16 protein-coding genes, 1 tRNA gene and 1 pseudogene are annotated in these 15518 nt (G+C 65.6%); 9 read left to right on the top strand and 9 right to left on the bottom strand.

Annotated features, from left to right (window positions below; all coding sequences use genetic code 11):
- Window positions 1-17: 17 nt before the first annotated feature.
- The gene (locus tag OG385_RS19305; protein ID WP_266855985.1) at window positions 18-728 is read right to left on the bottom strand and encodes a hypothetical protein; all 711 of its coding nucleotides are present in this window, start codon (window positions 726-728) and stop codon (window positions 18-20) included.
- A 60-nt stretch (window positions 729-788) separates the two neighbouring features.
- A complete protein-coding gene (locus OG385_RS19300) occupies window positions 789-1685 on the bottom strand; it encodes a Shedu anti-phage system protein SduA domain-containing protein (RefSeq protein WP_266855983.1) in 897 nt (298 codons plus the stop codon).
- A 991-nt stretch (window positions 1686-2676) separates the two neighbouring features.
- Here OG385_RS19300 and OG385_RS19295 point away from each other — a divergent pair.
- Window positions 2677-3858 (top strand): DUF4231 domain-containing protein, encoded by a 1182-nt coding sequence (locus tag OG385_RS19295; RefSeq protein WP_266855981.1) that lies wholly within the window; start codon window positions 2677-2679, stop codon window positions 3856-3858.
- A 442-nt stretch (window positions 3859-4300) separates the two neighbouring features.
- On the opposite strand, the gene OG385_RS19290 is transcribed toward OG385_RS19295, so the two are convergent.
- The 4 genes and pseudogenes from OG385_RS19290 to OG385_RS19275 all read right to left on the bottom strand — a co-directional run bounded on the left by OG385_RS19290 (window position 4301) and on the right by OG385_RS19275 (window position 6388).
- A complete protein-coding gene (locus tag OG385_RS19290; RefSeq protein ID WP_266855979.1) occupies window positions 4301-4645 on the bottom strand; it encodes a hypothetical protein in 345 nt (114 codons plus the stop codon).
- Window positions 4642-5371: pseudogene (locus OG385_RS19285) on the bottom strand (GntR family transcriptional regulator). Before OG385_RS19285 ends, OG385_RS19290 begins: the two are co-directional and overlap by 4 nt.
- Before the next feature lie 8 nt (window positions 5372-5379).
- The gene (locus OG385_RS19280; protein WP_266855978.1) at window positions 5380-5604 is read right to left on the bottom strand and encodes a hypothetical protein; all 225 of its coding nucleotides are present in this window, start codon (window positions 5602-5604) and stop codon (window positions 5380-5382) included.
- A gap of 505 nt (window positions 5605-6109) precedes the next feature.
- Entirely contained in the window at window positions 6110-6388 is a 279-nt protein-coding gene (locus OG385_RS19275) for a hypothetical protein (RefSeq protein ID WP_266855976.1), read from the bottom strand.
- 77 nt (window positions 6389-6465) lie between these two features.
- Here OG385_RS19275 and OG385_RS19270 point away from each other — a divergent pair, with 77 nt between their 5' ends.
- Window positions 6466-7230: a GntR family transcriptional regulator gene (locus OG385_RS19270; RefSeq protein WP_266855974.1), complete on the top strand. Its 765-nt coding sequence runs from the start codon at window positions 6466-6468 to the stop codon at window positions 7228-7230.
- 41 nt (window positions 7231-7271) lie between these two features.
- Complete coding sequence (locus OG385_RS19265; protein WP_266855972.1) at window positions 7272-7784, top strand: hypothetical protein; 513 nt, start codon at window positions 7272-7274, stop codon at window positions 7782-7784.
- A 421-nt stretch (window positions 7785-8205) separates the two neighbouring features.
- On the opposite strand, the gene OG385_RS19260 is transcribed toward OG385_RS19265, so the two are convergent.
- Window positions 8206-8544, bottom strand: coding sequence for a hypothetical protein (locus tag OG385_RS19260; RefSeq protein WP_266855971.1), 339 nt, complete (start codon window positions 8542-8544; stop codon window positions 8206-8208).
- A gap of 379 nt (window positions 8545-8923) precedes the next feature.
- Here OG385_RS19260 and OG385_RS19255 point away from each other — a divergent pair, with 379 nt between their 5' ends.
- The gene (locus OG385_RS19255) at window positions 8924-9286 is read left to right on the top strand and encodes a hypothetical protein (RefSeq protein WP_266855969.1); all 363 of its coding nucleotides are present in this window, start codon (window positions 8924-8926) and stop codon (window positions 9284-9286) included.
- A 674-nt stretch (window positions 9287-9960) separates the two neighbouring features.
- Here the strand turns inward: OG385_RS19255 and OG385_RS19250 are convergent.
- Window positions 9961-10752 (bottom strand): maleylpyruvate isomerase N-terminal domain-containing protein, encoded by a 792-nt coding sequence (locus tag OG385_RS19250; RefSeq protein ID WP_266855968.1) that lies wholly within the window; start codon window positions 10750-10752, stop codon window positions 9961-9963.
- A gap of 113 nt (window positions 10753-10865) precedes the next feature.
- Between OG385_RS19250 and OG385_RS19245 the strand changes: the two genes are divergently transcribed.
- Window positions 10866-10929 (top strand) — tRNA-OTHER (locus OG385_RS19245).
- Window positions 10930-11096: 167 nt separating this feature from the next.
- On the opposite strand, the gene OG385_RS19240 is transcribed toward OG385_RS19245, so the two are convergent.
- Window positions 11097-11315 (bottom strand): SDR family oxidoreductase, encoded by a 219-nt coding sequence (locus OG385_RS19240; RefSeq protein ID WP_323183941.1) that lies wholly within the window; start codon window positions 11313-11315, stop codon window positions 11097-11099.
- 137 nt (window positions 11316-11452) lie between these two features.
- Here OG385_RS19240 and OG385_RS19235 point away from each other — a divergent pair, with 137 nt between their 5' ends.
- The 4 genes from OG385_RS19235 (at window position 11453) to OG385_RS19220 (ending at window position 15514) form a co-directional block, all read left to right on the top strand.
- Complete coding sequence (locus OG385_RS19235; protein ID WP_266855967.1) at window positions 11453-11647, top strand: ferredoxin; 195 nt, start codon at window positions 11453-11455, stop codon at window positions 11645-11647.
- Complete coding sequence (locus OG385_RS19230) at window positions 11644-12915, top strand: NAD(P)/FAD-dependent oxidoreductase (RefSeq protein ID WP_266855966.1); 1272 nt, start codon at window positions 11644-11646, stop codon at window positions 12913-12915. The genes OG385_RS19235 and OG385_RS19230 overlap by 4 nt, the downstream gene beginning before the upstream one ends.
- 155 nt (window positions 12916-13070) lie before the next feature.
- The gene (locus tag OG385_RS19225) at window positions 13071-14309 is read left to right on the top strand and encodes an NAD(P)-binding domain-containing protein (protein ID WP_266855965.1); all 1239 of its coding nucleotides are present in this window, start codon (window positions 13071-13073) and stop codon (window positions 14307-14309) included.
- Entirely contained in the window at window positions 14306-15514 is a 1209-nt protein-coding gene (locus OG385_RS19220) for a cytochrome P450 (protein WP_266855964.1), read from the top strand. Before OG385_RS19225 ends, OG385_RS19220 begins: the two co-directional genes overlap by 4 nt.
- The last annotated feature ends 4 nt before the right edge of the window (window positions 15515-15518 follow it).

Below are 15518 nucleotides of genomic sequence, written 5' to 3'. Positions count from 1 at the left end.
ACCTCCAAGTCGGACTTTCAAGACCCATCTTCCGTAAAACGGAATCGGGCCGACGTGGGCAATTCGTCAATAGCAGCAATTATACTGCCGACCACTCCACGGCCTCCATCATGGACGAGATGCGTGCCCGAACTACCGGGCGGCGCAACGTGGATGTCAGCAACATAGCTCTTCAGCTGGGAGAGACTCCCAACCGCCTGAACATAGCGAGTCGCAGAAGATTCCATTTCGAGCCGCATACCAACCTCAGCTAGCCTAGGCATCGCTTGGTCACTTACGACCCGCCAGCGCTCTTCGACACTTTCCAGAATGGCGTCATACTGACGCAGCTTTTCCTTAATCTCGTCAAGCAGCTGCTGCATGTCGGACCGGTCCGGATGAACGAATGCCATCAGCTCATCACGCAGGGCACTCTTAACTGGCACAAGAATTGCCAAGAAATTTCGGACGGTGCGCTCACCGAAGCGGATTGCGGCTCGCCGCTCGGCCAGTTCCGCGTGAGTTTCACTAAGTCGACTAAGAACAACGAGGGCGAACGGCACCGCAAACATGAGGCCAGTCAGGCTGGATACCAGGTTGGTGAGAAAGCTGTACCCCTCCCACCAACCTTTTGCGTCACCAGCCAGGCCCACTGCAATCAGCAGACCACCCGTCGCAGGCATGACGACGCAGAGGCGTCTTGTGACTGACGGTGTTTCTCGCCACAAACTGCGCAGACGGTGCAGCATGCCTCCCCCTCGAAGAAAATTGAGCACGCACTTCGCTTACCCGTAAATCGCTAAGCGGCACTATTGGTCGTCAGCTGTGCTTTCTTCGAAACGAAGCGCCATTTCCGCCCTGTCAAGCACATCTTCATAGGTCATAACTTCAACTCGGCTCAGGTGCGAGTTGAAGGTACGCAGTGTCTGATCAATTATCTTCCTACCTACACCCGGAACAAATCTAGAATGCCCCATAACGACCGTTCCGCAGAGTCTGCTCGTATCATATTCCACTCCATGATTATTCCTAAAAGTTTGCTCCATGCTGGCGCCTTGCTGGTCTAGATGCTTAAGATAATTCATAACCTGGCTAGTCGCCTCATGAACCTCGCTCCCGACAATGTGGTGGCTCCTGTACTTCTTGACCAACGACTCGATATTGGACCCCTTGAGCTCGACTATATGCAGCGACCCATTCGCCCCAACGAGCGGAATGTCATGGCGATCCAGCATAGTTAGACTTTGCCTGTGAGCTACTCCAACATATTGGCCACCAAAGAGCCAGTGATGCCGCTCCATCGCCTTCTGCATATCTGTCTCAGTAACACCTTCTCGCACAGCTAGGGTTTTCAGTTCATTCAGAACAGCTCTCCGCCGAGCTATCACTGCCGCCTCGGCAGCAGACAGACCAGCAGTCGTTGCAGTCAACGCAGCGATAACAGCAGAAAGATCCCTATGCTCCGAGAGAGCCGCACCCAACGCGGCCGGGTCAACATCACCATTTTCCAGCAGCGTGAGCATGGCAGTAGACGCTGATGCAGCATCAACGATGCGGTACCTACCAGTGGCCCTAACGTCATCCGACAGGAATGCTACAAGGCGCTCGATTTCGCTATTTTCACATCGCCATTTTTGCGTGGGATTCTCGAAGTCGTACCCGTTATCGCCCAACTTTTTTGGATAGGTGGCGAGTTGAAGCTGCACGTTCCTGACTTCACCTGTATCCGGGTTGCCGAACGTTGAAAGGGTGACTTGCTTGAAGACTCGCGGCCCGTTCTTGATGTCCGCGCTTCGCGTACGAAGAATGAGCTCTCTTCGTCCTCGCGATCCCTGCCCCAGATCCTCATGTCGCCCGAGTCGCTCACAGCAACCGCCCCTCGATGTGAAGGAAATGTGATGAAGGTGTCGTGACTGGACGTTAGCACCAACTCTGTGCACAGAGCACAGGGTTCGCGCACGTCACCATGGCCCAAGTGCAGCGCAACCGCCGCATGACGACAGCAGCATCGACAACGGGGCCAAACGCACGAACGCCCTCCCGGGCCGTCCTGGGGCCGCGGAAGGGCACTCGTTGGTGACCAGCGCTGACAACTGGCGACGACTGCACCGCAGTTCAGAGCGTTGATCGATAAGACGGCCGCAGGTCCCGGCCACCAGTGATCAGTTGTGGCTGAACAGCACAGCACTACGACGGGGCCGAGCACCGGCTGCCTTCTGCTCGACCTGCGTTGAACACTCGTCCACGTGTGGATAGGACTCGGGCCAACCCGTTCCGCGCTCAAGGACGATGCCTCCGGCGGGGGATCGGCCGGCACCGGGTAGGAGGTGGCGCCGTTCCCGGCCGCAGGCACATCGTGGTGAGCGTGGGGAGGTCTCCCATCCCGTCCACCGTCGACCCAGGCAGAGCCGAGCAGACGTGGTCCATGGTGCGTGGGTCGACGGCGGACGGGATGGGAGCTGGGATAAGTGGTGGGCTGAGCGAACGTGCAAGCGCGAGGCCAGCGCTCTCTAGGGGTAGGGGCGGTCAACTCCACTTCCAGGCAAAAGGGTTACCTGTCTATGGAAGACAGGGCGGCGGTAGCGTGCCGTCGACGACACACCACCACCCTTGACCGGGAGGCACTCCACGATGTCTGGCCTCACTGACGTGCCGCGCGAACATGAACCCGAGACCGCCGGCAGTTACAAACCGTGGGTGGGTGATGTCCTGCGTCACCTCGCACACGAAGACCAGCGGCTGTCCGAGGCCGACATGCTCACCCCCCTCCCCGAAGACTTCGTATTGACCTGGGAGGGCGTAGACGCGATCCTCTCCGCCGCTTGGAAAACCGATAGAGAAGAACTCAAATGGACTCTATTCGTTCAAATAGCCCGACAGGTCAGATACACCAGTGACGGTGCATACGTCTTCCACCAACAGTATGGGTCACCTGATCGATACAAGCGGTACGTACGACTTGAGAGTGTTTTCACCGCGGAATCAAATTCCACCTGGGGCAGCCTCGTTGAGGAGGTCATTGAATACCTCAACGACCCAAAACGAGAGTACGGATGGAATTTAGAGCCCGCTCGACAGCACGAGTATGCCAACAGCGTTATCACCTACCGGCGGGACATCGCGACAACGGAGCGCCGTATACGCAGGGCTCTTCTGTCACGGTGGCTCCGGCTGGTACCGCTTGTGGTGATGCTGCTGGTTCTGGCAGTGGTCGGGTGGGGAAACCTGTGGCCGGAAGACGTGCCGGACCTGCGCACGTTCAACATCGTGACCATCGCGGTGATGCTGGTCCTAGTAGTGGTGTTCCTGGTCGGCTTCATTCTGCGGGTGAAGGACGACAAACACGGTGTCCAGTCGGTGTTCCTGCTCCGCAGAGATCTGGAGATAATCCATGACCGATGGATCCTCAACGCCTCAAAGGCGCGCCCCACGAGGGAGCATAGGGACGGCTACCGAGAGCGCCTACCGCGGGTGGTAGAGCGTCTTAGGCGGGATACAAGGTTCTATCGGCGTATTCACAACTGGTTCCAGTGGGGGGTGTTCTTCGCGTCCGTGGGGACCACGGCAACTACGGCTTTCTGGGATACCCCGCAGCCGGGTAAGACGATCCTGATCGTGCTGGGGTCGTTCCTCGCGTTCGCAACCGCGGTGACGGGCTACTTCAAATTCCGTGAGCGGGCATACAACCTTCAGCAGACCGCAGACCAGGTAGAACAGCACGCCACGGCCTTCGATCTGGGCATTACGCCATACTCGGATGCGGACTCGGCGGTAAACCTGGAGAGGTTCGCGGAGAACGTAGAGATGCTGCGGGTGGAGCAGCGCAAGCGGGAACAACAGTTGGAACAGCCGCATCAGGGGCAGGCCGACGTCATCTGACTGGCAGTGGGACGCAGACAGGGCGGCCAACCCGAACGACGCGGCACCTCGTGTGAGGGAAGACTCCTTCCTCGCAGTCGACTGGGCAGCACCCACCAGGTGGGACGAAGTCGACTTCCGGTACGGCCCGGCCCTCGGCTCGCCCGCGACCTACTCGAACCGCCCGGCGAGGAGTGAGGGACCGCATGACGCCTGAGTGTCTAACTGCGTGACAACCGCGACGCACACTCGCGAACAACCGTGTACGCCAGCGGACCATCAGCGCAGGTGACAGGTGCAGCAGCCCAAGGACAACGGGCACCCGAGTTGCTTCGGGACGAAGAGGTCGTGTAAAAACCCCCGCCTCTGCTATGCGCTGAGGTGTATGTCGAGCTGGTGGATCGGTGCGGGGGAGCCCCAGACGGGGGGCTGGGGCACCCCTGCGTTGGAGGTGCCTTTGCTGCTAGCCGAAGGCTGCTGCCGGGAGTCGCGGACCCTCGCCGTCCTCTTCGCCATCACCGAACTCCGGTGCAGACAGACGGTGCCCCCTGCTGATCGCTACGCGGAGGACATCGCGCAGAGCTCCCGTCAAGTCCCCCGCCAGGACACGCAGCTCCTTCAGGCCCGCGTCCCTATCGCCGAGTACATCCGACGCTTCCAGGAGTTCGGCAGCCAGGCCGAGTTGTACCGCTTCGGTGCTGTCGGCCAGGCGGGATAGGTAGCCGTTGGCGTCGTCGGTACTCAGGTAGCAGGGCTTGCCCTCGGGGCCCGACCACGGGAGGAGCCGCAGCTCGTTATGGGTGATCATCCTTCCGTTCCCCTCTCTTCGGTCGTCGCGTGGCTGGTGAACAGGGCGTCTGCCCGGTCGCCCGGAAGCACCAGGAGTGCCGCCTCGATGACGCGTCCCGTGGTGTCGGCCGCCAGGCGAGTTATCGCGAGAACTGGCAAGGCCGAGCTGATTCGGAGAGTCGCTGCTTCCGATGGTGTCGGGAAGCGCGCGGTGACCTGTTCTTGGACCTCGGCCAAAGGCGGGCGGAGGTGAGCAAGCCGGGAATCCACCCCCTCGCGCCAGAGCGACTCGTCGTACCCCTCAACGGGCGCCAGGTCGCGAGGAACATAGATGCGGGCCAGGCTGTGCGGTGAGTTCCCGTCGTGGCAGAGGCAGAGGAATTCCGTCAGCGGACTACTTGCCGGCACGCGCATGAGACTGGCCAGTTCCCCTCGCGCTTGAAGCTGGGTCGCAGACGTTGATGCGGAGAGATGCCGGCATCGCGGTTGCCATATCGGATGTGCGACCGCCGCCGACGTACGTGATTCTGCGCAGGGGATACCGGACGAAGTTCCCCCTGCCGTGAACCTTTTCCACGAGCCCTTCCCCTTGGAGGACCGCCAGGGCACTCCGCAGGGTTGGTGTGCTGACCGTGTAGCGGGTGGCGAGCTGTGCCTCCGAGGGGAGACGTTCGCCGGCTTTGATGCGGCCGGTCGAGATCTGCTCCCGGAGATCGTCGGCGATGACCTGACGGCGGGAAGCCACGGGCACTGTCACCACCTTCCCGACATGCGCAGGGCGACGAGCCGGGTCCGCGAGTGCATGGTGAGAAGCTCGCCGGACTCGAAACGAAGGCGCTTTGCGCGTAGCGGTAGTTGGAAGAGGTCGGCCACGCGGCATGGTTGGCCGCCGATCTGGATGACGTCGCCGCGCTGGACGCTGGCCGAGGTGATCTCGACGTTGACTGCGGTAACCACGCTGGGCGTCCATCTCCTCACGTGGCCACCTCCCTCGGGGTGGTCGGTACGACGGTCGGGTGGCAGGGGCACTCGCACGCTTCGTAGATCACGGGGACTCCGACCGGTGCCACGGCCGGAGAGGAGTGCGCGCATTCACGGTGAGTACCGATCGAGCACGAACTCGACTTGTAGGGGGACGCCTTCATCGCCACGCGTGGCTGCTGACGAGCGGGCATCAAAGGGCCTCCGCCGCGGTGAGCCGGGGGCGGAGAAGGGAGGCGGGCAGTACAGCTGCCTGGTGTCGCCGCCTCCGTTCCTCATTGGCCAGCACATATGGGCGGACGAGCTCCGTCTCCTCCCCGGCGGGAACCTCGGTGTGGCCTTGGGACCGTCCTGTCGGCAGCGAGGGCGGATTGAAGGCGGTGAGGTGAACGACTCTCGTTCGGTTGGGTGTTAAGGGGCGGCTGTGCAGACTCTTCGAGAGGCACCGCTCACTGGTGCGTGAGAGGGCACGGCGGATACGGTTGAACACGCTGATCAGCTCCTATCGCTGATGGCCAGGTCCCCGGACATCGCCCGTCGCGGGGACCGTTCTGCGAACGGCGGCCCATAAGGTGCGGCCGTTCACGTTGCTGGCGAGAAGGCCGAATCGATCGGCCTCCGCCACCACCTCCAGGACCTCCCTCCATGAGCCGGCGGGGAAGTCGTCCGGCACCTCCACTTCGATCGACGTGTGTCGCGCGTGCTGCTCCACGCGCGGGGTGAGTCCGGCGGCGGACAACCGGGCGGCGATGTTCTCGGCGCTCAGTTCGGAAGCGGGCACAGGTGTCTCCGTCGCCAGGTGATCACAGTACGTGAAGCTAGTTAACTAGATTAGAGCTAGTGGACTAGATTTTCCATATGCCTGAGCAGCCGCCCTATCTCCGCATCGCCGACACCCTTCGGCAGCGGATCGCGGATCACGAGTGGACGCCGGGCGACCGGCTGCCCTCGCGCGCCCAGATCGCCCAGGAATGCGGCGTCGGCGAGAACGTGGTCCGGCGGGCTCAGGAGCTACTGATCTCCCAGGGAGTTCTGGAGGGCCGCGCCGGTTCTGGCACGTACGTTGACGAGCCCCGCCAGCGCGTGCGAGTGGTCCGCTCCACGGCGCGCGAGCAGCGCGACGGTTCCCCGTTCCGCGCGGACATGAAGGCCGTGGGGAGGCAAGGGGACTGGGAGAGCAGGACCGAGGCCAAGGTCCCCGCACCGACGGACATCGCGGCTCGGCTCGGTATTGCCGAAGGCGACCTGTGCGTCCGCACCGTGTACGAGTTCCTGGCCGACGCCAGACCGGTGCAACTGTCGACGAGCTGGGAACCGTATGACCTCACCGCCGGCACACTCGTCGTCCTCCCCGAGGGAGGGCCGCACGCAGGGGCAGGTGTTGTGAACCGCATGGCCCAGATCGGCATCACCGTCTGCCACGCGGTGGAACAGCCGGAGCCGCGGCAGGCGACCACCGAGGAGGCGTCTCTCCTCGGTATCCAGAAGGCCGCACTTGTCACACACATCCGACGGACCTACTACAGCGACGAGGGACGGCCCGTGGAGACCGCGGACATCATCGTGCCCGCCGCTCACTGCGAGATCGTCTACGAGATCCCCATCCACCGTCGAGACCACTGACGTAGGCGGTACCGTCATTGAACGGACGCGGGAGGGGCGGAATGAAGGATGACCTCCAGTTCACCTGGGAACTGAGCGGCAGCGGGTGGGCAACGTACCGAATCGCAGACGGCATGTCGGAGCGCAAGGACACCGTCAGCTACTGCACCAACGCCCTCTCCGACCTCTTGTACGCGGTCGCTGGGCTCTACGAGACAGACGCTGTCCAGCGGGTCTCCTTCGACCTTGAACCTGTCGAAGTCAGGTGGAGGCTCCGGCGCCACGAAGCGAACGTGGAAATCACCATCTCCCAATTCCCGGACGTGTCCGAGAGCTGGAACGCGCCCGATGATCAGGGCATCCCCTGTTGGAGCTCGACACAGCCGCGTAGCTCTTTGGGCCATGTAGTCATGGAGGCTGCCGAGACGGTGTTGCGGCTCCACGGCGAAGCCGGCTACCGGAAGAGATGGGTCCAGCACGACTTCCCCAGCGCCGCACTGGACAACCTCCGACAGTCGCACCAGCGAGACGACGAGTGCCCACACGACCGATGCCGCGTCGAGCCTGATTCCTGACATCCAAAGTTGACATCAACGAGGCCGGACGGCGGCACGCGCCCCCACCTCTGAACAACCGTCGGACCAGACAACGAAGACATCTGGGGCGGGCCCGGATCGAACTCCTAAAGCGGGTGTCGCAGGTTCGAATCCTGCCGGGGGCACACGATGAAGGGCCAGTTCTGAGGCATGATCCTCCAGAACTGGCCCTTCTGCATGATCGCGGCCATGCCACACACGCGCCGCAAAGACCGCTATGAGTCCGTTTCGCCCCGCGCCGTACGGATCATCGCGCCAGGCGGCCTGCGATCTCTCAGTCACGGCCATTAATCATGTGCTGATAGATCCTTCCGTTACTCCCGGGGCCGACGAAGTGCGCAAGGTCTTGTCCACCTCCGGCAGGAATTCGCTCGGGAAGGGAAAGCTGCGGTCAGGGCTCTCAGGGGCGAGCCAGCGACGACCGCATGGCAGCCATGAGGTTCTGGCGCGCGTCCCGGAAGGCGCGGCGTACTTGTGCGCACTCAGGATCGTCACGCAGGTGTCCGGCGACCACCACGTCCCGGTAGAGGAGCAGCTGGTAGGCGGCATCCTTGGCAGACTGAGCCACTTCCGGCGTGGCCAGTAGCTCCAGTTGGTACTGCTTCGAGTGCACGCCGTGGGCCAGGATGCCGGCGCGAGCGAGCTCGGTTCGCTCATTCGCTGGTAGGTGTCCGGATCGGCTGGCATCGCTTATCGCATCGCGCGCTTCAGTCAGGGCCTCCAGGAACTGGGCAGACACCGTGCGCAGAGTGTCTCTGTCACGCTCGCCCATGTCCCGTCGCCAACGCACTCGGTCTGTGGCGAGGGTGCTGCCCACCCCGATAACCGCACCCACTGCCGTGGCAACTAGCGCTGTCCATTCCATGGGCTGGAGACTACGAGTTCGCCAAGTCGGGCGGCACAGGAACAGCAGCTTAGCGCCGACCGTCCAGTAGCTGGCTGCGTAGGTAAGGCCGGAGAGCGTTTGTCGGTGTCTTCCAAGAGCGGTTGATGGCAGGGCACTCTGAAAATGTCGCTGCGAATTGAGAGCACCTGAGTCGGCTCAGTAGTGTGCGGTCCGACCGGAGGGTGTGTGGAAGTCAGTGGAACGGTGCGTCGGAGTGGGGCATGATCCGCTCATGGAGCGCGTCATCGATCTTGATCAGGCCGCCGCAGCAATCGCTGAGCGGACTGCACGATGGCTGGCGGCCGGCCTCGCGGTCGGGCAGGTGACGTGGCGGGGCGGAGCCGCGCCGTGGCCTCAGCAGCTTGAGACTGACAGAACTCTCGTGCGTGATCCCGACTCCGTCGGCGTGCTCATCTCCGGCCCGGAGGACGCTGGACTGTCCGTGGTGCTGTTCCGGGGCGGCTGGGCCGACGTGGACTACTTCGACGGCCTCGACGACGGTGGACCGATACCGGCGTTCGGCATCAAATCAGCAGCGGCCTTCGGCACCCAACTCGACCAGTGGGTGCCGCGCGTCTTTGGGAACCGGCGTTAGGGACCAGCGGTACAGCCGTTGGCGCTTTGCACTTGATCTTGGTCGTTTAATCCCGAGCTGTGACGGTGGTGTCCGCTTCGCGTCAATAGCGTCTGTCGAGGGCTTCAACCAGGCTGCGGAGCTCGCGAGCCCGTCGTCGGGACATCGACAGCATCACTGCTTCGAGGTGCTCACGGGCCTGCCTGGGGTCTCCGCAGCAGGCCCATTCCGTGCAGCCGCCGCTCTCGTAGTCCCACAAGCGATGGTTCGGCTGGTGGACGAAGCTTCGCCAGCGCACCATGGCCGACCCGATCAAGCCCGGCCAGAGGTACTTCTTCTGGCGCTCAATTCGTCGAACTTCAGCGAGTGCTGCCGAGGACAGACCATGGATGGTCGTGATGTCTTCTTGCATCCGAGGCCGGCGCGGAAGCTCGGTACGGACGCGGCCAGGCCGTCTACGCGGCATCGGCCTTTCTGGTGATCGTCATGTCGGCCATCTTCCCACCAACTGCCGCCGGCCGACCAGACTGGGCCCGGCTCCACGGTCCTGCGGGCACCCCCTGACACTTCATCAACGCAACGGCGCACGAAGCGCCCCGTGACCCGCCTCTGTGATCCTTCCCAACCACTACTCGCAGTGAGGAAGGCGTCGGCACCTACGGCCACCAGCCCGCGCCGGACAAGTTCGTCACGTTCTACTCTTCCGGGTCCCAGGCGCTGAGCTGCTCGAAGAGATGTTGGTCGCCGTCGAGCTTCAGGGAGTTGACCGGGATACGGTCGTGCAGGATGAGGACCAGCTGGTCGGCCGTGCCCCAGGCGGAGGCGGCGGCCGCGTCCGGGTCCTGGCCGGCAGCGTTGGCCGGCATGGTGCCGGGCCCGGGGAGGCGGGCGGTCCGTGCGCCGTCGGCGGAGAGCGAGAGGCGCCATGAGCGGCCCTCGGAGGCGTGGAAGTCGACGACAGCGGGCTTGTGCGGCCAGGCACTTGTCGTTGCGACGCAGGTGGACAGGAACTCGTCGACACCGTCGAGCGCCACCTCGGCCGGCAGCGGCTGCGGGTCGCCCACGGTGATCTGGGCGTCGTACGTGTGCACCGCCATCTGCTGGAGCTGGTGCCGAGCTACGGCACCGGAGATCTGCGGCGACTGCGACGTCTCCCACCATGTCCAGCAACCGCGATCCGGGCCGGCCTTCCGCAGTGCGTCCAGCAGTTGCTCCGTGGACTCCGCCAACCAGGCCAGCAGAGCCTCCCGTTCCCGAGGCGCAGCCGGGGCGCCCTCCGCTGCGGACTTGGCCGGAGCAGGCCCTGCGGCGACGGTGGCGGCCCAGTCACGGCGCCCCTCGCCGATGTGCTGCGCCAGATCGAACAGCGTCCACTCGGGGCAGGTCGGCACCTGTACGTCGAGGCTGGGCGCGGAGGCGACCGCGGCGCGGAAGGCGGTCGACCGTTCGTCGATCTGTCGCAGCAGAACGGGGAACTCAAGTGTCATTGTCACCCTGAACCTCTACCACTGCGTTCCGACAATCGGACAGCGATTTTCACAGCCGCCATCGCGGCCGGACCGCCGTACTTCCACCGCTGGAGTAGGCCTCCCGTAGCTCGGCCCCCGGATCGCCCAACCTCGCTCCTCAAGCGAGCGTCGCAGGTTCGAATCCTGCCGGGGGCACAACGTACTACCGCGCTCACCTGGGGTTTCTCCCTCAGGTAGCGGCTCGGCCCGGCCTCGGACTTCGTCCGGGGCCGTTTGCGTGAGCGATCTTCGCAAGGCGCGAGGCTGCGGCGATGGTGGGCGAGACGGTGGACGATCGGTTTATGCCTTGCAGGCCGGGGCGTTCAGTGGGTTCCTGCCCGGAGGGTGAAGTCGCCGTCGTCAGGCAGGATGACGCCGGTGATGAACGCGGACTCGTCCGAGGCGAGGAAGAGTGCCGCGTCGGCCACGTCCTGGCTGGTTCCCCGGTGGCCCGTGGGGACCATTCCCGCACGTGCGGCCGCCAACCTCGTCGCGGTGGGTTCGGCCGCGGGCCCCCCTCCCCGCTCCCGTTCCTCGCACACCCCCGAAACCAGGCTGGACACGGGACCGGCAGAGTCGTAACGTCCGTGACTGAACTTAGTTAGGTGACTGGTGCAGCGATATTGCTGCCCTGTACCGCGCTGCCTCGTTTCCAGAGGCGCGCCGGAGGTATCCCCCCATGAAGATCGCCATCGAAGAGGACAAGTGCTGCGGGGCCGGCCAGTGCGTGCTGGTGGCGCCGGAGGTGTTCGACCAGCGGGACGAGGACGGCATCGTCGTCCTGTTGGACCAGGACCCGCCGCAGGAGCAGTACGGGAACGTGCGTGAGGCTGCGGCCGTCTGTCCCGCAGCCGCCATCGAGGTGCGCGAGTGACGTGGCCGCGCTCCGTCGTGGTCGTCGGCGCCTCGGCGGCCGGTCTCGCCGCCGCCGAAGGGCTGCGCCGCCAGGGCTACGACGGCACGCTGACACTGCTCGGCGAGGAAGAGCACACTCCGTACGACCGGCCGCCGCTGTCCAAGCAGCTGCTGTCGGGCAGTTGGGAAGCCGGGCGTCTCGCGCTGCGTACCCCCGATGTGTTGTCGGGGCTGGACCTGGACCTGCGGCCCGGCTCGGCAGCCACGGCACTGGACACCCGGGCGCGTGAGGTGGTGCTGGCCGGCGGTTCCCGGGTGGCGTACGAGGCGCTCGTGGTCGCCACCGGCACTCGCGCCCGGCGTCTGCCCGGCACCGAGGAGGTGACCGGGGTGCATGTACTGCGCACCCTGGAGGATGCCCTCGCGCTGAAAGCGGAGCTCGCGCTCGCGCCGCACTTGGTGGTCGTCGGCGGAGGTTTCGTCGGCGCGGAGGCCGCCGCCGTCGCGCGTGGCCTGGGCTGTGAGGTCACCCTGGTCACCGACACTCCGCAACCGATGAGTGACGCCCTGGGCTCCGACGTCGGCGCCATGCTGCGCCAGGTGCACGCCGAGCACGGGGTGCGCATCGAGACGGGTGTGAGCGTCGAGCGGGTCCTGAGCGATCGTGGGCGGGCGACCGGCGTCGCCCTGTCCGACGGCCGCACGGTGAGCGCCGGTGCGGTGCTGGTCGGCATCGGCGCACAGCCCAACGTCGAATGGCTGGCGGGCAGCGGCGTCCCGCTCGGCAACGGTGTCGAGTGCGACGCCACCCTCTGTGCCGGGGACGGCGTCTGGGCCGCGGGCGATGTCGCCTCCTGGCCCGATCCGGTCACCGGGACGCGTATCCGGATCGAGCACCGCACCAACGCCGCCGAACAGGGACTGGCGGCCGCGCGCAACCTGCTGGCCGGGCCCGGCGCCGCGAAGCCGTTCAGCACGGTGCCCTACGTGTGGTCCGACCAGTACGACCTGAAGATCCAGATCCATGGGCTCACCCGCGGAGCCGATCAATTCACGCTCGTGGACGGCTCCTTGGAGCAGCGGAAGTTCACCGCTCTCTACGGAAAGGGCGGCCGGGTCTGCGCAGCGGTCGGCGTCAACATGCTCCGCCCGCTGCGCGCCCTGCGCGCCCTCGTGGCCGCCCGCACCCCGTGGGACGAGGCCCTGGCAGCAGCTGCGGAGGCGCAGACAGCCACGTCATCCACGTCCTCCGACAGCAATCCCGCAACGACCGGAAGGGCCCGCTGATGCCCGCAGACAGTGCAAGCACAGACCGTGCAGGTGAAGACCGTGCAAGCGCAGACGGATCGATCGCAGACGGGCCGGGCACAGACGGATCGGACGCAGACGGACCGGACGCAGACCGATCGGCCACAGGCGCCGGTAGGCCGCGGGCCGGCGTCGTGGGGCTCGGCATGATCGGCGGTGGGGTTGCCGTCAGCCTGGCCCGCAGCGGCCGGACCCCGGTGGTCCACGACATCCGCCCGGACGCAGCGGACCTGCTGGACGGCGTACCGGCTCCCCGGTCCTCGCCCGCCGAGGTCGCGCGGCGCAGCGACGTGGTGATGGTGGCGGTCGTCAATGCCGCACAGGCCCGCGACGTGATCTGCGGCGAGGGCGGGCTGCTGTCCGCGGCCCATCCGGACCTGACGGTCGTACTGCTCAGCACCGTCGACCTGCCCGCCGTCCGCGAACTGGCCGCCGCCTGCCGGGAGTCGGGCGTCGGGTTCCTCGACTGCGGGGTCACCCCGGGCGACAAGGCCGCCGAGCACGGCATGGTCGCCATCGTCGGCGGCGCCGACGCAACCGTCGAACAGGCGATGCCGGTGCTGCGGGACTGGGCCAAGAAGGTCGTGCACTGCGGCCCTTCCGGCGCCGGAATGGCCACCAAGATCGCCCGCAATGTCGTCACGTACGGCAGCTGGCGCACCGTGGCCGAAGCCTCCGCGCTGGTGGAGGCGGCGGGTGTGGACCTCGGCGCGCTCGCCACCGTCATCGAGAGCGCCGACCCCGAAGGTGCCACCCTGCTGCAGCTGCTGCACATGAAGCAGGACGGCGTACCGGAGTCGCTGCTGCGGCAGGTCGAGACCCTGATGGTCAAGGACCTCGGCGCGGCACAGGAGTTGGGCGCCTCGCTCGGCGTGGACACACCTCTGGTGGACGTCACCCGCGAGGGCGCCCGGCAGACCCTCGGACTGGACGACGCTCCCGCACGGCCGCTCACGCCGCTGCCGCAGGACCGGCGTGAGCGGGGCGTGGAAATGATGAAGCGGGTCTACGGCCCCGAACTGGCGGACCGCGTCGGCGAGCCCGCCGACCCTTTCACGACCGACACCGTCGACTACCTCTTCGCGGATGTCTGGAGCCGTTCTGAACTGTCCGTACGCGACCGGCGGCTGCTCACCCTCGGCGTCGCCGCGTCCACCGGCCGGGCCGACCTGATCCAGATCCAGACCGCCGGCGCCCTGGCCAACGGGGAGTTCACCCCGGAGCAGCTGCACGAGGCCGTGCTGCACCTGGCGCTGTACGTCGGCTGGTGCAACGCCACCGCCACCTACCAGGGCGTCACCGCAGCCCTGGCCGCCCACACCACCGCACCCGACCACACCGCATCCGACCACACCCCCACGGAGAAGCGATGACCGCGCCCCTTCCCGCCATGCCCGTCCAGCGCACCCGGCCGCTCGACCCGCCGCTGGAGTACGACCAGTTGCGCGAGGAGCAGCCCGTCACCCGGGTCCGCTTCCCCAACGGCTCCACCGGCTGGCTGGTGACCCGCTTCGAGGAAGGCAGTCAGGTCTTCTCCGACCCGCGGATGAGCGCCCGCCGCCCCCGGCACGACACCCCCGAGGGCGAAGTCTCCGAGGCCGACCAGGAGGCGCCGTTCAACCCGACGTTCGTGATGATGGACGAACCCGATCACAGCCAGTACCGCAGGCTGCTGACCGGCCGCTTCACACCGAAGAACGTACAGAAGCGGCTTCAGCCCTACATTGACCGCATCGTCGACGAGCACCTGGACGCCATCGCGGCCGGCCCGGAGACGTTCGACTTCGTGCAGGCGATGTCGCTGCCCATTCCCTGCCTGGTGATCTGCGAGCTGCTCGGGGTGCCCTACGAGGACCGGGACGGCTTCCACCACGCCACCGAGGCCATGATGGACATGGCCAACCCCCGCGAGGAGCGCGACCGCGGCGCGAAGTGGCTCATCGACTACATCACGAATCTTGTCGCCGAGAAGCGCCGTACGGGCGCGGCCGACGGTCTGCTCGCAGAGCTGATCCAGGTCGCCGACGCGGAGGGGTCCTTCCTCAAGGACGACGAACTGATCGGCATGGGGGTGCTGTTGCTCTTCGCCGGGCACGACACCACCGCCGCCATGCTGGGCCTCTCCGCCTTCACCCTGCTCACCCACGACGAGCAGCGGAAGGACTTCACCGCCCAGCCGGAGAAGACCGGCCCGGCCGTCGAGGAACTGCTGCGCTACCTGACCATCGTGCAGTTCGGCCTCGGCCGCGTCGCCAAGGAGAACCTCGAACTGGGCGGCCAGCAGATCGCGAAGGGCGACCTCGTGGTCGTCGCCATGCCCGCCGCCAACCGCGACCCGCGCGTCTTCGACAACCCGGACACCCCCGACTTCGACCGCAGGATGACCCGCCACCTGGCCTTCGGCTACGGCGTCCACCAGTGCCTGGGCCAGAACATCGCCCGCGCCGAGCTCAAGACGGTGCTGCCGCGGCTCTTCGCCCGCTTCCCTCATCTGCGCCTCGCGGTGCCCGCCGATGAGGTCCCCATGGACACATACGGCACCAACTACGCGGTGAAGAAGCTCATGGTCACCCGCTAGCTCA

Origin of the sequence: Streptomyces sp. NBC_01306 (genome assembly GCF_026340465.1) — a bacterium.
Taxonomy (GTDB): domain Bacteria; phylum Actinomycetota; class Actinomycetes; order Streptomycetales; family Streptomycetaceae; genus Streptomyces.
The sequence above is the reverse complement of the archived record's forward strand: the minus strand, read 5'-3'. Positions and strand labels throughout refer to the sequence as shown.